The sequence below is a fragment of the Klebsiella sp. MISC125 genome, assembly GCF_051131775.1.
GTDB lineage: Bacteria > Pseudomonadota > Gammaproteobacteria > Enterobacterales > Enterobacteriaceae > Klebsiella.
Genome location: NZ_CP180448.1, coordinates 1,875,560 through 1,898,307 on the forward strand (window position 1 = coordinate 1,875,560; position 22,748 = coordinate 1,898,307).

A 22,748-nucleotide genomic window follows, 5' to 3' on the forward strand; every position below is an offset into this window, starting at 1 on the left:
AATGAAAAAGGCGCTATGGCTGGCATTGTTGCTGCCTGTTTTTTCATCCTGGGGCGGAATACCTTTAAATGTAACAGGTAATATTTATTATTTTCCCTGCGATGTAAGTACTGATACAAAATATCAGGAAGTGAATTTTGGTACGCTTTCGAGAATTGACTTTCAATCGGCCGGAGACACTTCGGAATGGAAGACTTTTAACTTAAACATAGAAAATTGCCCGGCAGGGACCACTAAAGCAACGGTAAGATTCGATGGTGTGGTGGATGGTGATGATGCCACGCATTTTGCCAATATGGCGGCCAGCAATGCGTCGCAGAATATTGCGTTGCAAATAACCAATGACAGTCACACTACGACCTACAAGAATCAAGACAAGATGACTATTACAATTAATAGTAGTACCGGGAAAGGCGAGTTTCCCTTAGCTGCCCGGTTATATTCAACCCTGGGGGGAGCAACTATTGGTCAATTTGAATCGGTGGTGCAACTGACATTTACCTACCAATAACTTTATTCGTTAAATGGAAGAAAGGAATGAAGTATGCAAGAAGATATGGAATATCTGAGCGTAAAAGATGTTGAGCGTCTGGTTCTTGCCGCACAATATTGCGCTCATCCGGAAAGAAATAGCTGCATGATTCAAATGTGTTTTTTGCATGGTTTTAGAATTAATGAAATTACAGCATTAACATTGAGTGATGTCGACTTGCCCGGGAAGCGAATCTATATTCACCGGGCTCGTCACGGTGTTTCAGGTTATCACCCTTTGCAGCCGAAAGAGGTTATTTCTTTGCAGCGTTGGTTGCTCGCTCGGGAATGTTATCCGGCCCGTAGCGATCTTCTTTTTCTCTCCTCAAGGGGAAATAAGATGACGCGCCAGCGTTTCTATCAAATTATTCGTGAATGCTGTGAACTGGCGAAGCTAAAACAGAATGTTCACCCACGGATGCTGCGTCATGCCTGTGGCTATGAACTGGGTAAGAAAGGCATTGATGACGATTCTATTCAGGATTACCTTGGCTATCGGAATTTAAAATCTATCCTGCGTTATAACGGTTATGTTGAAGAGTAATTTACTGGCGTAAACGCGGCGGCCGTTATTCACCGCGCTACGCCTGCTTTTAGTCCACGGTATAGGCCAGAAAATCTTCCGCTAACACCGTTGACGGAAAAACCTCCTGACATTCCGCAAGAAGGCGCTGACAGCCCTCAACATCATAGCGTGAGCTAAAATGAGTGGCGATAAGCGTACCGACGCCCGCATTGCGCGCCAGCGCGGCCGTCTGTTGACTGACTGAATGCCCGCGGCTATTGGCTTTTTCCGCCATTGCCTGCTCCAGAGTGACCTCATGGACCATGACATCCACGCCGCGTGCCAGTTCCAGTGCCTCAGCGCAGGGGGCCGTGTCGCCGAAAATCGCCAGCGTTTTTCCCGGTGTCGCCGGACCAAGATAGTGGCTACCGTCAATTATCCGCCCATCTTCCAGCTCAACCGTTAATCCTTGCTTTAAACGGTGGAACAACGGGCCGGAGGGGACGCCATCAGCGATAAGCCGGGCGGCATCAAGAGCACCTGGTTTATCGTGCTGCTCGATTCGATAGCCATAACACTCGACTGGATGATTTAACGGATATGCACTAACCCGATAGCCCTGTTCATCAAACACCAAACCAGGCCCGACCTCGACGATGGTTAGCGGATAATCGGTCCAGGAACCGCTAAGGCGCAGCGCGGTTTCTACGAACTCCTTAAGCCCTTTTGGTCCATACAGCGTCAGTGGTAGTGAGTTACCCTGCATCGAACGGCTGCACAGCAGACCGGGAAGGCCGAACAGATGGTCGCCATGGAGATGAGTGATGAAAATTTTATTCAGTTTGCCAGGATGATAAGGGGTATGTAGAAACTGATGCTGTGTTCCCTCCCCGCAGTCGAACAGCCACATCTCAGCCATTGTTGGCTGTTGCAAATTCAGCACTATCGACGTCATATTACGCGTACGGGTGGGCACGCCAGCGGATGTCCCCAAAAAGAGTAATTCCATCGTCCTGTGTCCTTAGGGCGTGAGTCAAAAAACAGAGTATACCAATTAAGGAACCGCAGATGATGACATGGCAGGATCTTCACCACGCCGAACTGACCGTCCCACAGCTTTATGCCCTGCTGAAATTACGCTGTGCGGTGTTCGTTGTCGAACAAACCTGCGCCTATCTGGACGTCGATGGCGACGACCTGGTCGGAGAGAATCGCCATATTCTAGGCTGGCGCGGTGAGGAGCTGGTGGCCTACGCGCGCATTCTTAAGAGTGAAGATGAGTTTGAGCCGGTAGTGATTGGTCGGGTGATTGTCAGCCCGACGGTGCGTGGCGAAAAGCTAGGCTATCAGCTGATGGAGCAGGCGCTGGCCAGCTGTCGCCAGAACTGGCCGCAAAAGGCCATTTATCTCGGGGCCCAGGCGCACCTGCAAAAATTCTACGAGAGCTTCGGTTTTGTGCCGGTTACCGAGGTTTACGATGAGGACGGTATCGACCACATCGGCATGGCGCGCGAAATTGCCACCCACTAACGTCGGACATGCGGACTAAAAGCCGCTCCCTCATCGGGGGTACTGCTATTTCAGCGTGGTACCCCGTATAATATGGGGTTTTTACTCCGTGGAGGTTTGCGTGCTGTCTGTTTCCACCGCGCTGGAAAGCCTGTCCGGCTGCCTGGCTGACGATTTCCCGCCATCGCCCGGCACGCGAATTTTCGATATCCCCTTTGCGCTGAATGACGCTTTTGACCCATTATTGTGGTGCAGTCATCAGCCGGTGTGGCCGCAATTCTATTGGCAGCAGCGTAACGGTGATGAAGAACTCGCCGCGCTGGGAGCGGTAAAAACCTTTCCTTCTTTAGTTCAGGCGAATGCTTTTTTACAGCAACAGGGGCGCGACGATCTGCGGATTTGCGGCCTTAACGCGTTTGACCCGCAGCGGGGAATGTTGATACTGCCGAGGCTGGAGTGGCGTCGCCTGGGCGGTAAAGCCACCCTGCGGCTGACGCTGTGCAGCGACACTTCGCTTTATGACGATGCCCATGCGGCGCGTGAATTCCTCCATTTTTTAATAGCAGAGCAATCGCTACACGCGGCGATGCCCTCCCTGTTAAGTGAACAGCACTTTCCAGCCTGGCCGCAGTGGCGGGCGCTGGTTGAACAAGCAACACAGACGATAGCTGGCGGGCAAATGGACAAAGTGGTACTGGCCCGTGCCACCGATTTACATTTTTCTGCCCCGTTAAATGCGGGCGCGATCGTCGCCGCCAGCCGCCGTATTAACCTCAACTGCTTCCATTTCCTGATGGCTTTTAATTCACAGCAGTCCTTCTTCGGCGCAACCCCGGAGCGGCTGTGGCGTCGGCGCGGCGCGTTGTTGCGGACCGAGGCGTTGGCGGGGACCGCTGCCAGCCATGAGAACGATCGTCAGGCACAAAAGCTGGCAGACTGGCTGATGAACGATGATAAAAACCAGCGCGAAAATATGCTGGTGGTGGAAGATATCTGTCAGCGTATGCAGGGGGAGACTCGCGTGCTGGACGTGCTGCCGCCGCAGGTCGTGCGTCTGCGTAAAGTGCAGCATCTACGGCGCTGTATTTGGGCCGAGCTGGATAAACCTGATGACGCCCGCTGCCTGCACCGGCTCCAGCCCACGGCGGCGGTTGCCGGTTTACCACGACAGACGGCGCTGGATTTTATCACCCGCCACGAACCTTTTGCCCGCGACTGGTATGCCGGTTCCGCTGGCTATCTGTCGCTGGCGCAAAGTGAATTCTGCGTCTCTCTGCGTTCGGCAAAAGTAGAACACGATACGCTTAGATTGTACGCCGGGGCAGGAATTGTCAGCGGTTCAGACCCCGAACAAGAGTGGCTGGAAATTGAAAATAAAGCCGCAGGATTACGTTCGTTACTGCTGACAAAACCTGGATAAAACGATGCATATCAAAGCTCGATCACTTTGTATTATCTATACTTAGCCTCAATATTTGATACCGGACAAATTCATGTCAGTAAGCGCATTTAACCGACGCTGGGCGGCGGTGATCCTTGAAGCTTTAACGCGCCACGGCGTGCAGCATATCTGCATTGCGCCCGGCTCGCGCTCAACGCCCTTAACCCTGGCGGCGGCGGAAAACCGCGCTTTTATTCATCACACTCATTTTGACGAACGCGGCCTCGGCCATCTGGCATTGGGCCTGGCGAAAGCCAGCGGCCAGCCGGTGGCGGTAATTGTTACGTCTGGTACCGCCACGGCTAACCTCTATCCAGCGCTGATAGAGGCCGGATTGACCGGCGAGAAACTCATTTTGCTTACCGCTGACCGGCCACCGGAGTTGATCGATTGCGGTGCCAATCAGGCCATTCGCCAGCCGGGTATGTTTGCCTCGCATCCATCGCAGACGATATCGCTGCCGCGACCGTCGCAGGATATTCCTGCCCGCTGGCTGGTCTCGACCCTCGATCAGGCGCTTGGCGCGCTGCACTCCGGCGGCGTGCATATCAACTGCCCGTTTGCCGAACCGCTGTACGGCGACATGGACGATACCGGCATCCAGTGGCAGCAGCAGCTAGGTGACTGGTGGCAGAGCGACAAACCGTGGCTGCGCCAGTCCCTGCATCTTGAAAGTGATAAGCAGCGCGACTGGTTTTTCTGGCGACAAAAACGCGGCGTGATCGTTGCCGGGCGCATGAGCGCCGAAGAGGGCAAGAAAGTGGCCGAATGGGCGAAAATGCTCGGCTGGCCGCTGATTGGCGACGTGCTCTCGCAAACCGGACAGCCGCTACCGTGCGCTGACCTGTGGCTCGGTAACGCAAAGGCGGTTAGCGAGCTGGCGCAGGCGCAAATCATTGTCCAGTTGGGCAGCAGCCTGACCGGCAAACGCGTTTTGCAGTGGCAGGCGACCTGTGAGCCAGAAGAGTACTGGCTGGTGGATAACCTGCCGGGGCGGCTTGACCCGGCACAGCATCGCGGTCGTCGTCTCGTCTGTTCCATCGATCGTTGGCTGGATCTACACCCGGCGGAAAAACGCCAGCCGTGGGCCAGCGCCATCCCTGAACTGGCACGCCAGGCATGGCAGGCGGCGGTCGACAACAGCGAGTCCTTCGGCGAGGCCCAACTGGCGCAAAGAATCCGTCGCTATCTGCCGGATCAGGGCCAGCTGTTTGTCGGCAACAGCCTGGTAGTACGCTTAATTGATGCGCTATCGCAGCTCCCGGCGGGCTACCCGGTTTATAGCAATCGTGGGGCCAGCGGAATTGATGGCCTGCTGGCGACGGCGGCTGGCGTGCAGCGTGCCAGCGCGCGTCCAACGCTAGTTATCGTCGGTGACCTGTCGGCGCTCTACGATCTTAACTCGCTGGCGCTGCTACGTCAGGCATCTGCGCCGCTGGTGCTGATTGTCGTCAACAACAACGGTGGGCAAATTTTTTCTCTGCTGCCAACGCCGCAGGACCAGCGAAGCCAGTTCTATCTGATGCCGCAAAACGTCAATTTTGACCATGCGGCGGCGATGTTCAACTTACCTTATCATCGCCCCACGGGGTGGAGTGAACTCGAAAGTGCGCTGGATGGCGCCTGGCGTACTCCCGGCGCCACTCTGATTGAACTGGTGGTGAATGAAACCGACGGTGCGCAAACCTTACAACATCTGCTGGCGCAGGTGAGCCAGCTATGACGCTGCACGCGGTGGCTGAACAGGGCCTGCCGGGATATCCGTGGCTGGTTTTTTTGCACGGATTTTCCGGCGATAGCCACGAGTGGCGTACCGTGGGCCACGCGTTCAGCGCGTATCCGCGTTTGTATCTTGACCTTCCGGGCCACGGAGGTTCGGCAGATATCGAAGTGAGCGACTTTGCCGATGTCTGCCAGCTCCTTAAGAATACGCTGAATAGTTACAACATACTAAAGTACTGGCTGGTGGGTTACTCCCTTGGCGGACGGGTAGCGATGGCCTATGCCAGCCAGCCGCGTAAAGGTCTCTGCGGGCTGGTCGTTGAAGGCGGGCATCCGGGCTTGCAGGATGACAACCAGCGTCTGCTGCGCCTACGTAGCGATGCAGCATGGGCTGAACGCTTTCGCTGTGAGCCATTGGCGCAGGTTTTCGCCGACTGGTATCAGCAGCCGGTCTTTGCCTCCCTTGATGAGCCCCAGCGCGCGGCGCTGGTTGCGCTGCGCAGCCGTAACAACGGTACGATTTTAGCGGCGATGCTGCTGGCGACCTCACTGGGTCAACAGCCCGATCTCCGTGGGGCATTACGCACTCGTGATTTCCCATTTCATTACCTTTGCGGCGAACGCGATGACAAGTTTCGCGCCATCGCGGATGAGCTATCCGCAACCACACACGTAATTAATCATGCCGGACACAACGCGCATCGGGAAAACCCTGCCGCGGTAGTTGCTTGTCTGGCGCAGTTTTTAGCGAGTTAACTGAAGGACACTCTATGATCTCTCTTGATGAAGCAATGCTTTACGCCCCGGTTGAATGGCAGGACTGTTCCGAAGGCTACACCGACATTCGTTATCAAAAGTCGGCGGATGGGATTGCTAAAATCACCATTAACCGCCCGCAGGTCCGCAACGCCTTTCGCCCGCTGACCGTCAAAGAGATGATTCAGGCGCTGGCGGATGCCCGCTATGACGACAATATCGGCGTTATCGTCCTGACCGGCGAAGGCGACAAGGCGTTCTGTGCCGGTGGCGATCAGAAAGTTCGCGGCGACTACGGCGGATACCAGGATGACTCCGGCGTTCACCACCTCAACGTGCTCGATTTCCAGCGTCAAATTCGCACCTGCCCGAAACCCGTCGTAGCGATGGTCGCGGGTTACTCCATCGGCGGGGGGCACGTACTGCATATGATGTGTGACCTGACCATTGCTGCGGAAAACGCCATCTTCGGCCAGACCGGCCCGAAAGTCGGTTCCTTCGACGGCGGCTGGGGCGCGGCCTATATGGCGCGCATCGTTGGGCAGAAAAAAGCTCGCGAAATCTGGTTTCTGTGCCGTCAATACGACGCGAAAGCCGCGCTGGATATGGGCCTGGTCAACACCGTGGTTCCGCTGGCGGACCTGGAAAAAGAGACCGTGCGCTGGTGTCGTGAAATGCTGCAAAACAGCCCGATGGCGCTGCGCTGCCTGAAGGCGGCGCTGAACGCTGACTGCGACGGTCAGGCGGGGCTGCAGGAGCTGGCGGGCAATGCCACTATGCTGTTCTATATGACCGAAGAGGGTCAGGAAGGGCGCAACGCGTTCAACCAGAAGCGCCAGCCGGACTTCAGCAAATTTAAACGGAATCCATAATGCGACAGGCGCAGGTTTACCGCTGGCAGCTACCGATGGACGCGGGGGTGGTGCTGCGTGAACGGCGGTTAAAAACCCGCGATGGCTTGCTTCTGCGCTTGCGTGACGGCGAGCGCGAAGGCTGGGGGGAGATTTCTCCCCTGCCGGGATTCAGCCTTGAAACGCTGGACGAAGCGCAGGCGGCGCTGCTTACCTGGGCGCAAGCCTGGCGTGATGGCGAAGACGCTGCGCAGCCAGTGCCGCCTTCAGCGGCTTTCGGCGTGAGCTGCGCGCTGGCGGAACTGTGCGGTGAGTTGCCGCAGGCGGCGGATTATCGCGCCGCGCCGCTGTGTTCCGGCGACCCGGACGAGCTGTTTGCGAAGCTTTCGCTGATGCCTGGCGAGAAGGTGGCGAAGGTCAAAGTTGGCCTGTATGAGGCGGTGCGCGACGGCATGGTAGTGAACCTGCTGCTGGAAGCGATCCCTGATTTGACGTTGCGTCTTGACGCCAACCGTGCCTGGACGCCGCTGAAAGCCCAGCAGTTCGCCAAATACGTCGATCCGCAATATCGTGAGCGTATCGCTTTCCTTGAAGAACCCTGCAAAACTCGAGACGACTCGCGTGCTTTTGCCCAGGAAACGGGTATCGCAATTGCCTGGGATGAGAGCCTGCGCGAGGCGGATTTTGAGTTTGCCGCCGAGCCGGGGTTGCGGGCCGTGGTGATTAAACCGACGTTGACCGGCAGCCTGCAAAAAGTCCAGCAGCAGGTGGCAACCGCTCATGCTCTGGGGCTGACGGCGGTTATCAGCTCATCCATTGAGTCGAGCCTGGGCCTGACGCAGTTGGCGCGGATTGCCGCCTGGCTGACGCCGCACACTATTCCCGGTCTGGATACGCTGAGCCTGATGCGCGGTCAGCTGGTTCGTCGCTGGCCGGAAAGCGACCTGCCGTGCCTGACCGTTGATGAGCTGGAGCCGTTGCTGTGACATTTAGCGACTGGCCCTGGCGTCACTGGCGTCAGCTGCGGGGAGAGGCGCAGGCGCTGCGTCTGAACGAGCAGCGCCTGAGTTGGCGAGAACTGTGCGCGCAAATTGATGCGCTGGCGGCGGGATTTCACGCCCAGGGCGTCAGCGAAGGCGATGGCGTGCTGCTTCGTGCTTACAATCAGCCGGAGGCCTTACTGGCGTGGCTGGCACTATTGCAGTGCGGTGCGCGCGTCCTGCCGCTGAACCCGCAATTGCCATCCGCTTTGTTAGCGGAACTGCTACCGTCGCTAAGCCTGCGCCATGCGCTGGTGCTAAACGGCGACGCTCTTGCGCTGATGTACAACCCACTGGCCCTGCAATTTGCGTCAGGCGAGCACGCGGTTATCTGGCGCGAAGATCGCCTGGCCTCAATGACGCTGACTTCGGGGTCGACAGGTTTACCGAAAGCGGCGGTACATACTTTTCGCGCCCATCTCGCCAGCGCCGAAGGCGTGCTGGCGATGATCCCGCTTGCGCCGGAAGATGACTGGCTGCTGTCGCTGCCACTGTTTCACGTTTCCGGCCAGGGCATTCTCTGGCGCTGGCTGCATGCGGGCGCTGTCCTGACGGTGCGTGACAAACAGCCGCTGGAGCAGGCATTGCAGGGCTGTACTCATGCCTCGCTGGTGCCGACTCAGCTCTGGCGTCTGCTCAACGATGATGGCGACATTTCGTTAAAAGCAGTGTTGCTGGGCGGCGCGGCGATCCCGGTGGCGCTGACCGAGCAGGCGAAGGCGCGCGGTATCCGCTGCTGGTGTGGCTACGGACTGACCGAGTTTGCTTCCACAGTGTGCGCCAAAGAGGCCGATGGTCTGGCGGACGTCGGGCAGCCGCTGCCGGGACGCGAACTGCGGATTGTCGACGGTGAAGTCTGGCTGCGGGCCGACAGTATGGCTGAAGGCTACTGGCGCGATGAGAAAATAGTTCCACTGGTGAATGAACATGGCTGGTTTGCTACCCGCGATCGCGGCAGGCTTGATAACGGTAATCTGACCATTCTCGGAAGAATGGATAATCTCTTTTTCAGCGGCGGAGAGGGCATTCAGCCGGAAGAGGTGGAACGGGTCATTGGCGCTCATCCGCAGATTCAGCAGGTCTTTATTGTACCGCTGGATGACGCCGAATTTGGCCAGCGGCCGGTGGCGGTGGTGGAGTGCAGCGAGCATTGCGCCCCGGCAACCTTAGCAAGCTGGTGCGCCGATAAGCTGGCGCGTTTCCAGCAGCCGGTACGCTGGTTGCCACTGCCCGAAACGCTAAAAACTGGCGGCATTAAAATTTCCCGCCGGGCGCTACGTGAGTGGGTTAACCAGCAGGTAATGCCGTAGTTCAGGACTGCTGGATGCTCAGTAGCTGCTTCGTGTGCCAGCGGCCCAGAACTAAAACGGTGGTCAGCGCGCCGAGCAGGGCGCAGAACATATCCGACTGGGTATCCCAGGGATCGCCCTGAGTGCCAAGAAACTCATCCGCGCCTTGTCCCAGACCCAGCGCTGCCCACCATTCAATCAGCTCATAGACGGCGCTGATCGCCAGCGCAATACAGCAAACCACGAACGCGAGCATTTTGCGTCCGTGAACGTAGCCGCCGCGCAGCAAAATTTCCCGCGCCGCCAGCGCCGGGACCAGTCCCTGGAAAAAGTGTCCCAGCTTGTCGTAGGGATTGCGGCTCAAATCAAGCCAGGCCTGAACATCAAAGCCGATGGGCACTTTGGCGTAGGTGTACATTCCGCCAACCATTAAAATAATGGCATGGAAGAAGATCAGTATGTAGAGCAGCGGCGTTAGCGGATAGCGTGAGTGCGTCGCCAGCAGCAAAGGAACGAGGATGATGACTGGCGTAACTTCCATCAGCCAGGTGAGCTTATCTCCCGCGCTGATGCCGGTATAAACAAGGATAAGTAGAAGCGCCAGGGCCGCGAATTTGATTAACGAGCCGGAAACCGTGGTGGTCATAATATATCGCCAGAAGTTTAAAGACGTTACTATCAGATGGATACCGGGAAAATACAATATTGAACGTTAGCGGCACGGTTCTCCTGAGTTGTCTTCCGGGAAGGGACGCAGCTTTTAGCCCCGAACAAGGAGCATGGTTATAGCCAGAACCGGCGCTGCATAAAGAGAGCTTTGACTAACCGACAGGGATGCACGGTAATGAAAAACAGGTTCCGTATTCTCGCCTTTTTCTGCTTTTTGTTGGCGCAGCCTTTCAACGTCTGGAGCGTTGACGACCCTTTTTCCAGCCATATTCGCGAGGACGATCGTCACTGGCGCGGGCAGAAAATTTGGCCGCAGGTGATTTACCGTTTTGACGCCTGGCGTTATATCGTGCTCGACAGAGGTAAGCTGGGACGACACGGGCGGGCACCGCGCTATTGTTCGGGGGTGATGTGGTATCTGGATACGCAACGGGATATTGTCTCGCGGATTGGCGATCTAAAGCTAAATGAATGGACGACCCCAGAGACGGAGCGTTCAGGCAGCGTGCCTTACGGACAGGTCGCACCGGCATCGTTTCGCTATTTCCACGCGGCGCAACAGTATGTCGTGGTGCCCAGAACCGGCTTGCCGCAAAAAATGGCCGACGGGCAGTTCCATTTTCGCCTGTATGGTTTCAACGTTTCCGCCGACCATGGTAAAACCTGGATGTTTACCCCAATTCGCCTGCCGCGATTAGCGGATGAACGCCCGCAGGAGGATATGGCGATGATGGTGGTCAATAACCAGATCTATCTGCAGCTAAAAGAGGGGCATCTTGTCAGTTCAGACCTGTCTCGCGGCAGCCACTGGTCTTTTTACGATAATCAGCGCCAGAATAACCCGCCGCAGATCGATGAGTATCCCGGATGGAATGCGATGCGCTGTAGCGCGACCGCCCAGCTCAGCGAGCAGGAACGGCGCGAGTGGGACGATGCGCGCGCCAGAGTGCTGAGCGCGGTGAACCCGTAGCCCCGGCCAACAGAGAACAGCGGAAGCCTCGATGCACGCTGTTTCCAGGAGGCGATGCTGCGCATCTGACCGGGCTACCAGACCGGACCCGTAGCCCGGTCAGCGCAGTGTATGACCGGGAAGATAGTGGATGCTGCAATGACGTACCTGGAGGCGCATTCTGTCAGCTTCCCGGAAGATCTCCTTTCGTCATCAACTGGCGCTTGCGCCAGTACTTCACCAGCGGCGGAACCACGATGACCAGTACCGCCAGCAGCAGGAGCGTTTTAGTCACCCCGCTTTGCCACAGAATCGCCATGTTGCCGTTGCTAATCGACAGCGCGCGGCGCAGATTCTGCTCCAGCATCTCGCCCAGCACGAAGCCTAAGATCAGCGGCGACATCGGGAAGTGCATTTTGCGCAAGATGTAGCCAAGTACGCCCAGCCCAACCATCAACAGCAGGTCGAAAGTGGTGCTGTGTACTGCGTAAACGCCAACCGCAGATACGGCGGCAATCGCCGGAACCAGAAACCACAGTGGAATGGTGAGCATGCGGGTAAAGAGACCGATTAGCGGAATGTTCATAATCAGCAGCATCACGTTAGCGATCAACAGCGCGGCGATCAGGCCCCAAACAATGTCCGGTTGCTCGGTAAACATCGCCGGTCCTGGGGTGATGTTGTATAAGGTCAGCGCGCCCATCATCACCGCAGTGGTCCCGGAACCAGGAACGCCGAGAGTGAGCATCGGAATAAACGACCCGCAGGCGGAGGCATTATTTGCCGCTTCCGGCGCCGCCACCCCGCGAATATCGCCTTTACCAAAGGAGTCGCTGTTACCACTGAGCTTTTTCTCAGTCATATAGGTGATGGCGCTGGCAATGGTCGCTCCCGCGCCCGGCAGGATACCAACAAAGAAACCGACCACCGATGAGCGCAGCGTCGCGCCCACGCACTGGCCCGCTTCTTTGGCGTTAAACAGCATGCGCCCGGTTTTCCGTACCAGTTTCTGCCCGCCGCTGGTGCTTTCCAGCATCAGCAAAATTTCTGAGACCGAAAAGAGACCAATCACTACCACGATAAACTGCACGCCATCGGAAAGATGAACGCTGTCGAAGGTGAAGCGATAGACGCCAGTGTTGGCATCAACGCCTACCGTCGCCAACCCCAAACCGATTAACGCGGCGAGGAACGACTTCAGCGGATTCTGCGCCATCATGCTGCCAAGGCAGGCGATGGCAAAAGTCATCAGCGCGAAATATTCCGCCGGGCCGAACGCCAGCGACCACTGGGCCAGTAGCGGGGCAAATAAAATCATCCCGATAATCGCGATAAGTGAACCGACAAACGAGCTCACCGCCGAGATGGACAACGCCACGCCGCCGCGCCCCTGCTGCGCCATAGGGTAGCCGTCGATGGCGGTCATAATGGCGGCGGCATCGCCGGGAACATTGAGCAGAATCGACGAAATGCGCCCGCCATATTCACAACCAATATAGACCGTCGCCAGCAGGATCAACGCTGACTCCGCAGGCAGGTGCAGGGCAAAAGCCAGCGGCAGTAAAATCGCCACGCCGTTAATTGGCCCCAGGCCCGGCAGCAGGCCGACGATAGTGCCAACGAAGCAGCCGATCAGCGCAATCATCAGGTTGCCCGGCGTCATGGCGACGGCGAAGCCTTGCGACAGATAAATCCAGATATCCATAAACTCCTCCGTTAAATTAGCCAGATGCCGAGCGGCAGGGTGACATCAAGCAGGGCGTCAAAGATGTACCACAGCGCGATGCCCATGATGATGCCAGCAACGCCAGCCGCGGGTAGGGTCGCGCCAAACAGCAGGCCGAAAACGGCGGTCAGCAGCGCGGTTGACAAGGGAAAACCCAGCCACTCAAAGCCCCACGCATAGACCACCAGTGCCACCACCATCGTCAGTAAACGTTGTAAAACCAGACGCCCCGGCCATGTGATGACATCGGGCCGACGCAGGAGCAGCAGCACAGAGCACAGCAGCATCAGGCCGATAATACCCACCGGAAAAGGGCGGGGGCCGACGGGTTCATAGGCGTACTCGCTGTGGATTTGCCAGGCGATAAACATTCCACCCACGCAGAGCAGCAGCCATACTCCGGCAAAAATACGATCGCTCATCGCAACCTCCATTGATTATTTGGCCAGGCCAAAGGCTTTTGCCTGTTGGCGATAGTCTTCCACCTGTTTTTTGACGTACGCGTCGAGCTTCTTGCCATTCACGTTGAACTCAAACAGGCCCCGGAGTTCGCGCTGCTTTTTAAACGCATCGGTCTGCTGCAATTTGCTGAACTCCTCCACCCACCACTGATAGTCGGCATCGCTGACTTTTGGACCAACAAAGAAGCCGCGAATAATCGGCCAGACCAGATCGTAACCTTGCTCTTTGGCGGTGGGTACGTTGGCGAGAGCGCCTGGCAATCTTTCGTTGGAGAAGACCGCCAGCACGCGAATTTTATTGCCCTGGAGATAAGGCACCATTTCGCTCAGATCGCCGGAGACTGCCTGCACATGATTGCCGAGCAGCGCGGTGACCGGCTCGCCGCCGCCTTCAAACGCCACGTAGCGCATGTTGTGCGGGTCGACGTTGGCTTTTTGCGCCAGCAGCGCCGCTTTCATCCAGTCCTGGCTGCCGATGGACGCGCCAGCACCGATGACAATGCTGGCGGGATTTTTTTCCATCGCCGCCATAAACGATGCCAGGTTTTTCCACGGGGAGTCAGTGCGCACGGCGATCATGCCGTAATCAGTGCCGACGCTGGCCAGCCAGCGGACATCATCGACGCCATAGCGGCCAAACTTTCCCTGCGACAGGTTGAGCAGCGAGCCGCCGGAGAAGGCGACTACGGTGCCGGGTTCACCGGGGCGCTGGGCAACAATGGCGTTATAGGCCACCGCGCCTACGCCACCGGGCATGTAGGTGACGCGCATCGGTTTTTTGATAGCGCCGGTCTCCATCAGGCTGACCTGAAGCAGCTTGCAGGTCAGATCGAAGCCGCCGCCGGGTTTGGCGGGCGCGATACATTCGGTGCGGGATGGGGCCTCGGTGGCATAAGCCGAGGCGGTACACAGGCATAAAGCGATGGCACTAAAATGGCGAAGGAGTGAGATGTTCATAGGCTTCCTCGGTAGGGTACAGGGAACGTTTTTTCTGATTATGTGAACCGACATGTAGTAGTTCAGTTGCGTGATTGTTAAAACAGTTACCTTTCATTTCCCTTTCAATGCAGCAGCAACTTTACAGGATGTGATATGCGTCTCTTATTGGCTGAAGATAACCGTGAGCTGGCTCACTGGCTGGAGAAAGCGCTGGTGCAGAGCGGGTTTGCCGTAGACTGCGTACTTGACGGACGGGCGGCTGACCATCTGCTGCAAAGCGAAAAATATGCGCTGGCAGTGTTGGATATCGGTATGCCGGGGTTCGATGGGCTGGAAGTGGTGCAGCGTCTGCGAAAACGTGGACAGACGCTTCCCGTGTTGCTGCTGACCGCCCGCAGTGCGGTGGCGGATCGGGTGAAAGGACTGAACGTGGGGGCCGATGACTATTTGCCAAAACCTTTTGAGCTTGAAGAACTGGATGCCAGGCTGCGGGCGCTGCTGCGGCGTAGCGAAGGTCAAGTGCACGAGATCCAGCAGATGGGCGAACTGGAATATCGTGATGAAGGCTATTTTTTGCTGCGTGGGCAGATGCTGTCGTTAACTCCACGCGAGCAGGCGCTGCTGACGGTGTTGATGTTTCGCCGCACGCGCCCGGTGTCTCGTCAGCAGCTTTTCGAGCAGGTTTTCAGCCTGAGCGATGACGTTAGCCCGGAAAGTATCGAGTTGTATATTCATCGTTTACGGAAAAAGCTTCAGGAGAGCAACGTGCGGATCGTTACCTTGCGCGGATTGGGCTACGTGCTGGAATTGGCCCATGAGGTGGGCTAAACCGCAGTCGCTCTTTGCTCAACTGCTGTTGTTTCTCGGCCTGCCGCTGGTTTTACTGTGGGGGCTGTCGGCCTTCAATAGCTACGTCAGTGCGCTACAGGCGGCGACGCAGGCGTACGATCGTACGCTGCTCTCGTCCGCCCGAACCGTAGCCGAACGCCTGGTGGTGCGCCATGGTAAGCTTGAGGTGAATGTGCCGTGGGTGGTGCTGGATAGCTTTGAACTGAATATGAACGATCGCCTGTACTATAAAGTTCTCGACCCCGAGGGGCAGGTGATTTCCGGTTATGACGACCTTCCGGCGATGCCGCCATCGACTTCTCGTACTCAACTCTATCCGGCGCTGGCGTGGTTCTATCATACCGAATATCGTGGTCAGGCCATCCGCGTGGCGCGCCTGCTGCAGCCAGTGAATGAAGGTGGTATTGCCGGAATGGCGGAAATCTACATCGCCGAAACGCTGGAGTCGCGGCGATGGTTGGCTGGACAGTTGCTGTTCTCGTCGTGGATATCGCAAGGGCTGTTGGTGTTGTTAACCCTGGTGTTCACCGGCTGGCTGCTGCGCCGCGTGCTGCGACCGATGCGCCAGCTTTCGGCGCTGATGGTGCGCCGCGAACCCGGTCTGCTGACGCCGCTACCGGAGCTGCTGCCGTGGTCGGAAACCCGTCTGTTAATCGTTGCTTTTAACCGCTATATCGATCGGTTGCGGGTGATGATTTCACGCCAGGAACGTTTTAGCGCCGACGCTTCTCATCAACTTAAAACCCCGCTGGCGGTGTTGAAAACTCAGGCCTCGGTGGCGCTGGCCAGTGATGATCCTAAACTTTGGCGAGAGAGCCTGGCGGCGATGAGCAGCACCCTGGATGGCACGATTCTATTAACTGAGCGCCTGCTGCAACTGGCGACTATCAAACGTAAAGAGCAGGGGGAGCATGCCTTTTCACCGGTTGATCTCCATGAGATTGTTCAGAACAGCTGTTTTTCCCGGCTTGTGCAGGCGCGGAGCAAAGCTATCGATCTTGGTTATGAGGGCGAGCCATCGGCGGTGATGATAGCCGGAGATTGCGTGCTGTTGAGCGAGCTGTGTGCGAATCTGCTGGATAACGCAATTCGCTATACGCCGCAGGGCGGGATCGTGACGTTAAGCCTGCATCGAGAGGGGAACGCGGTGCTGCTGGACGTCGAGGATAGCGGCCCGGGGATCGATGATACGCAGATTCTGCTGGCGTTAATGCCGTTTCATCGCCTGGAAAATGTTGGTGATAATCCCGGCGCTGGGCTCGGGCTGGCGCTGGTTAGCGATATTGCACGCCTGCACCGCAGCCATCCGCAACTGCTGCGCAGCGAAACGTTGGGCGGGCTGAAGGTCAGGCTGCGCTTTTTGATCGCTCGTTCAGAGTAAGCCTTTCAGACTCAGCGTCTTACGGGTCGCTACGTTCAGATCATAATGGGCAAGATCTTCCGGTTTCACCCACGCGTAATCCTGAAACTCTTCGTTGATCGTCACTTCGCGATTGGCGCTAACGCAATCGAAAATCAGGTAGATCATATAAATTTCTTCCTGGCGGCCATCAGCATAGGTTTTAACCCGGATATCGTCGCTAAAGGTCCATGGTGTAATCTGGGTTAGCTGTAGTTTTTCGCCCAGCTCTTCGCGAACCTCTCGTCGCAGAGCCTCTTCGATACGTTCGCCAGGCTCCACGCCGCCGCCGGAGAGCGCCCACTGGCCGGGAAACACGCCGCGATCGTCGGCCATTTTGCACAGCAGGTAGTGGCCTTCATGTTGAATGAGCGGGCAAACGATAGTCCTTTGACGCATGGTTTTTCCTTAATGATGACGTGGGTAAACATTGAGATAGCCCAGTTTGCGAGTCGACTCGGCAAACAGCAAGCGAAAACGCGCGGCGGAAGCGAGAGGTGATAGGGTGGCCGCAAGTTTATTGATCAGAGGCCATCATGGAACCGATAGCAAGCCACTCACCGCATGATGCGGTTTTTAAACATATTTTGTCCCATCGGGCAACGGCGCGCGATTTTTTACTTATTCATTTGCCGGAGCATCTGCGGATGCTATGCGATCTGCGAACGCTTCAGCTGGAATCCGGTAGCTTTATCGAAGAAGATCTGCGTGCCAGCCATTCGGATATCCTCTATTCGCTCAAAACACAGACCGGCGAGGGATATATTTATGTGCTGATTGAGCATCAAAGCTCACCCGACCGGCATATGGCGTTTCGCCTGATGCGCTATGCCATTGCCGCGATGCAGCGTCATCTGGATAAAGGGTATCACCAGTTACCATTGGTCATTCCCCTGCTTTTTTATCACGGCAAGACCAGCCCCTGCCCGCACTCAATGCGTTGGCTGGACGGTTTTTCGCAGCCAGAGGTGGCTGAGAGGCTATATAGCCAGAATTTTCAACTGGTGGATATTACGACGATCCCGGATGAGCAGCTCATACAGCACCGACGAGTCGCCATGCTGGAGCTGCTACAAAAACATATCCGGCAGCGGGATATGATGGAAATTTCAGAGCAACTGGTCAGCATATTGTCGTTGGGATACACTAACCGTCGGCAGTTTAAAACGTTGCTGAATTATATGATTCAGGCGGGTAACGCCGCCGATCCCGTGGCCTTTTTACGCAAATTAGCGCAAAAGGTACCGCTTAAGCAGCATAAGGAGACGCTAATGAATATTGCTCAGTTTCTGGAAGAGCGTGGCCGCAAACAGGGAGTCCTTCAGGGAATGAAGGCGGGAATAGAAAAAGGTCGTCGTAAGGGCTGGCAGGAAGGTCGGCAAGAAGGCCGGGGTGAAGGGCAGCAGGAGGCGGCTGAACGCATTGCCCGGGCGATGCTGGAGGATGGGCAGGAGCCGTCTCAGGTCGCAAAGCTGACCGGTTTGTCACTGCGCCAGCTTGATAAACTCCAGCACTAAATTCTTCTTTGCAGCGAAAACGGCAGCTATATTGGCTGCCGTAAGCGTTTATTTGGCGTGTTGCAAAGCTTTCAATGCCGCCGCTACGCCCGCGCCGTAGTCGGGATGGACTTCGCTGAATAGTCCAATCTGCCGTTGCTGAATAAATTCGGGGATATCTCGCATATCACCGGCTATCCGCTGAAACATACGCTGATGCTCATCTTCGCTTAATAGCTCAAACAGCTTTCGCGGCTGGCTAAAATAGTCGCCATCTTCCCGATGATCCCAGTGAGCGGCCGCGCCTTCAAGGTTTAACGGCGGCTCGCTAAAGTCCGGTTGCTCCTGAAAGACGCCAAAGCTGTTGGGCTCGTAGGTCGCACCGTTGCCGCTGTTGCCATCTACGCGCATCGCGCCGTCGCGGTGATAGTTATGGAACGGACAGCGCGGAGCGTTTACCGGGATCTGATGATGATTAACCCCTAAACGATAACGCTGAGTGTCGCCATAGGAGAACAGTCGTCCTTGCAGCATACGGTCCGGAGAGAAACTTACCCCGGGCACCACGTTTGCCGGGTTCATGGCTACCTGCTCAACTTCCGCGAAGTAGTTGTCCGGGTTGCGGTTTAGCTCCAGCACCCCAACTTCAATTAACGGATAATCGCTATGCGGCCAGATTTTGGTCAGGTCAAATGGGTTATAAGGGACCTGGCTGGCCTCCGCTTCCGGCATTATCTGCACGTAGAAGGTCCAGCGCGGAAAATCGCCTTTTTCAATTGACTCATAGAGATCGCGCTGAGAGCTTTCGCGGTCTTCAGCTACCAGGCGTTTGGCCTCATCATCCATCAGGTTGGCGATCCCCTGCTGGGATTTGAAGTGGAACTTCACCCAAAAACGCTCGTTGTCGGCATTGATAAAGCTGAACGCGTGGCTGCCAAAACCGTGCATATGACGATAAGAACGCGGGATGCCGCGGTCGCTGAAATCAATCGTTAACTGATGCAGCGTTTCCGGTAGCAGGGAGAAAAAGTCCCATTTCCAGGTTGGGTTGCGCAGATTGGTTCGCGGATCGCGCTTCACGACGTGATTGAGATCCGGGAATTTTAGCGGGTCGCGAAGGTAGAAAATCGGCGTGTTGTTGCCCACCAGATCCCAGTTACCCTCTTCGGTATAGAACTTGATGGAAAAGCCGCGAATATCGCGCTCGGCGTCAGCGGCGCCGCGCTCTCCGGCAACGGTCGAGAAGCGCAGAAACAGGTCGGTGGTTTTGCCGATTCCAGAGAAGAGTTTTGCGCGCGTATAGCGGGTGATATCGTGGGTGACGGTCAGTTTGCCGTAGGCGCCGGAACCTTTTGCGTGCATACGGCGTTCCGGGATAACTTCCCGGTCAAAGTGGGCTAGTTTTTCAAGAAACCAGACATCCTGCAGCAGCATGGGGCCGCGTGGGCCTGCGGTGGCGACATTATTGTTATCGACAACCGGCGCGCCGGATCCGGTCGTTAATCCTTTCTTGCTCATCTTTATCTCCTGACAAAGTTTTATGTAACTTATTCATTTCCCTGAAGGGACGAAATAAGCTGAGCGCTATTTGTAGAATAAATAGTCAGTGCGGGCAATCTGGCTCTGGCTATCGATTTGATATCCGCGACCGTTGGCAAATATTCGGTAGCAACTGGTTACAATCACAATGGTAAAGGTCGCTTTAGCGCATTGATTCCTTAGCATTCAGCAGTACAATTTCGCGGTTTTTCGGGACTTTTAAATTCTTGTTTTCTGGATAGAGTAAAAAATGAAAAAAAGTATATTTTTGGCCCTCGCTGGCATGATGTTCGTCTCGACGGCGGCAAATGCGATCAGCGTCAGCGGGCAGGCCGGTGAGCACTACACCAACCTTGGGGTTGGTTTTGGTACCGAATCCACCGGGCTGGCGATATCCGGTAACTGGCTGCACAACGATGATGATGGTGATGCGGCGGGCTTAGGCCTGGGTCTGAACCTTCCTTTAGGTCCGTTCCTAGCGACCGTTGGCGGTAAAGGCGTTTACACCAATCCAAAAGCCGGTGATGAAGGTTATGCGGCGGCGGTAGGCGGCGGCCTGCAGTGGAAAATCGGCGACCGTTTCCGCCTGTTCGGCGAATATTATTACTCCCCGGATTCACTCTCCAGCGGTATCGACAGCTATCAGGAAGCCAATGCTGGCGCGCGCTTTACCATTATGCGTCCTCTGAGCATTGAAGCCGGTTATCGTTACCTCAACCTGGCAGGCAAAGAAGGCAACCGCGATAACACCGTTGCGGACGGCCCGTACGTCGGCGTCAACGCCAGCTTCTGATTCTCCCTGGCGCGGTATTCTGCCGCGCCTGATTTTCAGTCATTCTCCCAGCCGCTTTGCGCTATAGTATTCCGACTTATCAGGCTGGAGTTCACAATGCTAAACGTGGAAATGCTGTCCACCGGCGACGAAGTGCTGCATGGGCAAATCGTCGATACTAATGCCGCGTGGCTGGCGGATTTCTTTTTTAATCAAGGATTACCCTTAAAGCGTCGCAATACCGTGGGCGACGATCTTGACGCTCTGGTGGCGATTTTACGCGAACGTAGCGAGCACGCCGACGTGCTGATCGTTAACGGCGGCCTGGGGCCAACCAGCGACGATCTCAGCGCGCTGGCTGCGGCAACGGCCAAAGGCGAAGGGTTGATTTTGCACGAAGAGTGGCTGGATGTGATGACGCGCTTTTTTGCCGAGCGCGGAAGGCCAATGGCCGCCAGCAACCGTAAACAGGCGGAAATTCCGCAAAGCGCCGAGATGATCAACAACCCGGTCGGGACCGCTTGCGGTTTCGCCGTGCAGCTCAATCGCTGCCTGATGTTTTTCACCCCCGGCGTGCCTTCGGAATTCAAAGTGATGGTTGAGCAGGAAATCTTACCGCGCTTGCGCGAACGTTTCCCGCTGCCGGCTCCGCCGCTGTGTCTGCGTTTGACCACCTTTGGTCGCTCGGAGAGCGAGTTGGCGCAGAGCCTTGACCATCTTCAGCTGCCACCGGGCGTGGTGATGGGCTATCGCTCCTCAATGCCGATTATTGAACTCAAGCTGACCGGGCCTTCTGAGCAGCGCGAAGCGATGCTGGCGCTGTGGCCGGAAGTGCAGAAAGTGGCCGGTGAAAGCGTGATCTTCGAAGGCACTGAAGGTCTACCGGCGCAGATTGCCCGACGCCTGCAAGAGCGCCAGCTGAGCTTGACGCTAAGCGAGCAGTTTACCGGCGGCCTGCTGGCGCTACAGCTTTCACGCGTTAACGCGCCGCTGTTGGCGAGCGAAGTGATTCCGGCACAGGAAGAGACGTTAGCGCAGGCGGCGCGCTGGGCGGCGGAGCGGCGGGTGAAACACTTTGCCGGTCTGGCGCTGGCGGTCAGCGGTCAGGAGAGCGATCACCTGAACTTTGCGCTCTCAACGCCGGAAGGCACTCACGCGCTGCGAGTGAAATTTAGTACCAATCGTCACAGCGTGCAGGTGCGTCAGGAAGTCTGCGCGATGATGGCCCTGAATATGCTGCGTCGTTGGCTGAACGGTGAGCCGATAGCCGGTGAACATGGCTGGATTAACGTCGTCGAATCTCTCACGGTTTAATAAGGTCACCGCGTCGGGATCCCTTCCCGGCGTGGTATTCGTCCAGCCTGCTGTACTTCGTTTTAAATATTCTGTGCGTCATCTCCCATTTTGATACCTCTGAATGTCCACCCTTCTGGAATCGCCCCGTCATTTGAAGTTGCTCACAATTTACTTCCCCGACAACCGTAACACTGATTCCAGTATTCAGGATTGGAGTCCAGTATGTTGGAATCAAGCAAGGTCCCGGCGCTGACCCGCGCCATTGATATTCTCAATTTGATCGCCCGTATCGGCCCCTGTAGCGCAGCGACCATTATTGATGAACTGGGTATTCCGAAAAGCACTGCCTATCTGCTGTTAGGTGAACTGAGAAAACAGCGCTTTCTTAGCATGGATAATCAGGACAATTACTGCCTGTGGACCAAGCTGGTTGAGCTGGCCGGACATGCGCTGAGCAAAATGGACCTGCGCGAACTGGCGCGTTCGCGCCTGACGCAGCTGATGGATCAGTGCGGTCTGCTCTGTCACCTGGGCATCATCGATAACGGTAACGCCTACTACATTCTGAAGGTCGAATCCCCGGCCACCATTAGCGTACGTTCGCACGAAGGTAAGAGCCTATCGCTTTATCGTTCCGGTATTGGTAAATGCCTGCTGGCCTGGCAGCCGGAACGAGTTCAGGAGTCAATTATCAGCGAACTGCGCTGGGAACGAGCCACGCCAACCACTATCACTGATGCTCAGCAGCTTCGCGATGAACTGGGGCGTATTCGCGCTCGGGGCTGGAGCTTTGATAACGGCGAAGACTATCCCGACGTGCGCTGCGTGGCCGCGCCGGTGTTTAACGCCAATAACGAACTGACCGCCGCTATCTCGGTGGTCGGCACGCGCCTGCAAATCAATGAAGACAATCGTGATTACCTCGCCGGTAAGGCGATTGCCTGCGCCAAAGATATTTCCCGTCTGTTGGGGTGGAAGAGCCCCTTCGAACAACAAGCTTCATAACAAG

At 56.4% G+C, this 22,748-nt stretch carries 23 protein-coding genes; 16 read left to right on the plus strand and 7 right to left on the minus strand.

The window, feature by feature from the left end; translation table 11 throughout:
* The first annotated feature begins 1 nt into the window (after nt 1).
* On the plus strand, nt 2–511 hold the full coding sequence (locus ACMYSL_RS08965) for a fimbrial protein (protein ID WP_434662254.1): 510 nt from the start codon (nt 2–4) through the stop codon (nt 509–511).
* A gap of 33 nt (nt 512–544) precedes the next feature.
* Nucleotides 545–1,075: a tyrosine-type recombinase/integrase gene (locus ACMYSL_RS08970; protein WP_434662256.1), complete on the plus strand. Its 531-nt coding sequence runs from the start codon at nt 545–547 to the stop codon at nt 1,073–1,075.
* 49 nt (nt 1,076–1,124) lie between these two features.
* Here ACMYSL_RS08970 and rnz read toward each other — a convergent pair whose 3' ends face one another.
* Entirely contained in the window at nt 1,125–2,045 is a 921-nt protein-coding gene (rnz, locus tag ACMYSL_RS08975) for a ribonuclease Z (RefSeq protein WP_434662258.1), read from the minus strand.
* A gap of 59 nt (nt 2,046–2,104) precedes the next feature.
* On the opposite strand from rnz, the gene ACMYSL_RS08980 reads away from it, so the two are divergent.
* From ACMYSL_RS08980 to menE, 7 genes are all read left to right on the plus strand, one after another.
* Entirely contained in the window at nt 2,105–2,566 is a 462-nt protein-coding gene (locus ACMYSL_RS08980; RefSeq protein WP_181485491.1) for a GNAT family N-acetyltransferase, read from the plus strand.
* Nucleotides 2,567–2,666: 100 nt separating this feature from the next.
* Complete coding sequence (menF, locus tag ACMYSL_RS08985) at nt 2,667–3,965, plus strand: isochorismate synthase MenF (protein WP_434662259.1); 1,299 nt, start codon at nt 2,667–2,669, stop codon at nt 3,963–3,965.
* A 73-nt stretch (nt 3,966–4,038) separates the two neighbouring features.
* Nucleotides 4,039–5,709 carry a 2-succinyl-5-enolpyruvyl-6-hydroxy-3-cyclohexene-1-carboxylic-acid synthase gene (menD, locus tag ACMYSL_RS08990; protein ID WP_434662260.1) on the plus strand — a complete coding sequence of 557 codons (1,671 nt, stop codon included), beginning with the start codon at nt 4,039–4,041 and terminating at the stop codon, nt 5,707–5,709.
* Complete coding sequence (gene menH, locus ACMYSL_RS08995) at nt 5,706–6,464, plus strand: 2-succinyl-6-hydroxy-2,4-cyclohexadiene-1-carboxylate synthase (protein ID WP_434662262.1); 759 nt, start codon at nt 5,706–5,708, stop codon at nt 6,462–6,464. Before menD ends, menH begins: the two co-directional genes overlap by 4 nt.
* Before the next feature lie 14 nt (nt 6,465–6,478).
* Nucleotides 6,479–7,336, plus strand: a complete 858-nt coding sequence (gene menB / locus ACMYSL_RS09000) for a 1,4-dihydroxy-2-naphthoyl-CoA synthase (protein WP_181485494.1) — start codon at nt 6,479–6,481, stop codon at nt 7,334–7,336.
* Entirely contained in the window at nt 7,336–8,301 is a 966-nt protein-coding gene (gene menC / locus ACMYSL_RS09005; RefSeq protein WP_434662264.1) for an o-succinylbenzoate synthase, read from the plus strand. Before menB ends, menC begins: the two co-directional genes overlap by 1 nt.
* Nucleotides 8,298–9,665, plus strand: a complete 1,368-nt coding sequence (gene menE, locus ACMYSL_RS09010; protein ID WP_434662265.1) for an o-succinylbenzoate--CoA ligase — start codon at nt 8,298–8,300, stop codon at nt 9,663–9,665. Before menC ends, menE begins: the two co-directional genes overlap by 4 nt.
* A 1-nt stretch (nt 9,666) precedes the next feature.
* Here the strand turns inward: menE and ACMYSL_RS09015 are convergent, their stop codons facing one another.
* Nucleotides 9,667–10,290: a DUF2238 domain-containing protein gene (locus tag ACMYSL_RS09015; RefSeq protein ID WP_434662268.1), complete on the minus strand. Its 624-nt coding sequence runs from the start codon at nt 10,288–10,290 to the stop codon at nt 9,667–9,669.
* Between the two features lie 198 nt (nt 10,291–10,488).
* Between ACMYSL_RS09015 and ACMYSL_RS09020 the strand changes: the two genes are divergently transcribed.
* The gene (locus ACMYSL_RS09020; protein WP_434662270.1) at nt 10,489–11,283 is read left to right on the plus strand and encodes a T6SS immunity protein Tli3 family protein; all 795 of its coding nucleotides are present in this window, start codon (nt 10,489–10,491) and stop codon (nt 11,281–11,283) included.
* Nucleotides 11,284–11,446: 163 nt separating this feature from the next.
* On the opposite strand, the gene ACMYSL_RS09025 is transcribed toward ACMYSL_RS09020, so the two are convergent.
* Genes ACMYSL_RS09025 through ACMYSL_RS09035 form a run of 3 tightly spaced genes read right to left on the minus strand, consistent with a single transcriptional unit; the run spans nt 11,447 to nt 14,406 of the window.
* A complete protein-coding gene (locus tag ACMYSL_RS09025; protein WP_434662272.1) occupies nt 11,447–12,967 on the minus strand; it encodes a tripartite tricarboxylate transporter permease in 1,521 nt (506 codons plus the stop codon).
* An 11-nt stretch (nt 12,968–12,978) separates the two neighbouring features.
* On the minus strand, nt 12,979–13,410 hold the full coding sequence (locus ACMYSL_RS09030; RefSeq protein WP_110272305.1) for a tripartite tricarboxylate transporter TctB family protein: 432 nt from the start codon (nt 13,408–13,410) through the stop codon (nt 12,979–12,981).
* A 15-nt stretch (nt 13,411–13,425) separates the two neighbouring features.
* Nucleotides 13,426–14,406, minus strand: a complete 981-nt coding sequence (locus tag ACMYSL_RS09035; RefSeq protein WP_434662276.1) for a Bug family tripartite tricarboxylate transporter substrate binding protein — start codon at nt 14,404–14,406, stop codon at nt 13,426–13,428.
* 135 nt (nt 14,407–14,541) lie between these two features.
* Between ACMYSL_RS09035 and tctD the strand changes: the two genes are divergently transcribed.
* Both tctD and ACMYSL_RS09045 read left to right on the plus strand, forming a co-directional pair.
* The gene (gene tctD / locus ACMYSL_RS09040) at nt 14,542–15,216 is read left to right on the plus strand and encodes a transcriptional regulator TctD (protein WP_434662278.1); all 675 of its coding nucleotides are present in this window, start codon (nt 14,542–14,544) and stop codon (nt 15,214–15,216) included.
* Entirely contained in the window at nt 15,203–16,618 is a 1,416-nt protein-coding gene (locus ACMYSL_RS09045; protein WP_434662279.1) for a sensor histidine kinase, read from the plus strand. The genes tctD and ACMYSL_RS09045 overlap by 14 nt, the downstream gene beginning before the upstream one ends.
* Here the strand turns inward: ACMYSL_RS09045 and nudI are convergent.
* Nucleotides 16,610–17,035, minus strand: coding sequence for a nucleoside triphosphatase NudI (gene nudI, locus ACMYSL_RS09050; RefSeq protein ID WP_182240063.1), 426 nt, complete (start codon nt 17,033–17,035; stop codon nt 16,610–16,612). The genes ACMYSL_RS09045 and nudI overlap by 9 nt on opposite strands.
* Before the next feature lie 137 nt (nt 17,036–17,172).
* Here nudI and ACMYSL_RS09055 point away from each other — a divergent pair, with 137 nt between their 5' ends.
* Nucleotides 17,173–18,153, plus strand: coding sequence for an Rpn family recombination-promoting nuclease/putative transposase (locus ACMYSL_RS09055; protein WP_434662281.1), 981 nt, complete (start codon nt 17,173–17,175; stop codon nt 18,151–18,153).
* 48 nt (nt 18,154–18,201) lie between these two features.
* Here ACMYSL_RS09055 and ACMYSL_RS09060 read toward each other — a convergent pair whose 3' ends face one another.
* Entirely contained in the window at nt 18,202–19,650 is a 1,449-nt protein-coding gene (locus ACMYSL_RS09060) for a catalase (protein WP_434662283.1), read from the minus strand.
* Between the two features lie 271 nt (nt 19,651–19,921).
* Between ACMYSL_RS09060 and ACMYSL_RS09065 the strand changes: the two genes are divergently transcribed.
* The 3 genes from ACMYSL_RS09065 (at nt 19,922) to ACMYSL_RS09075 (ending at nt 22,744) form a co-directional block, all read left to right on the plus strand.
* Nucleotides 19,922–20,464 (plus strand): YfaZ family outer membrane protein, encoded by a 543-nt coding sequence (locus tag ACMYSL_RS09065; RefSeq protein ID WP_181485507.1) that lies wholly within the window; start codon nt 19,922–19,924, stop codon nt 20,462–20,464.
* A gap of 96 nt (nt 20,465–20,560) precedes the next feature.
* Nucleotides 20,561–21,757: a nicotinamide mononucleotide deamidase-related protein YfaY gene (locus tag ACMYSL_RS09070; protein WP_182240057.1), complete on the plus strand. Its 1,197-nt coding sequence runs from the start codon at nt 20,561–20,563 to the stop codon at nt 21,755–21,757.
* Nucleotides 21,758–21,961: 204 nt separating this feature from the next.
* Complete coding sequence (locus tag ACMYSL_RS09075; protein WP_110272313.1) at nt 21,962–22,744, plus strand: IclR family transcriptional regulator; 783 nt, start codon at nt 21,962–21,964, stop codon at nt 22,742–22,744.
* Nucleotides 22,745–22,748: the final 4 nt, after the last annotated feature.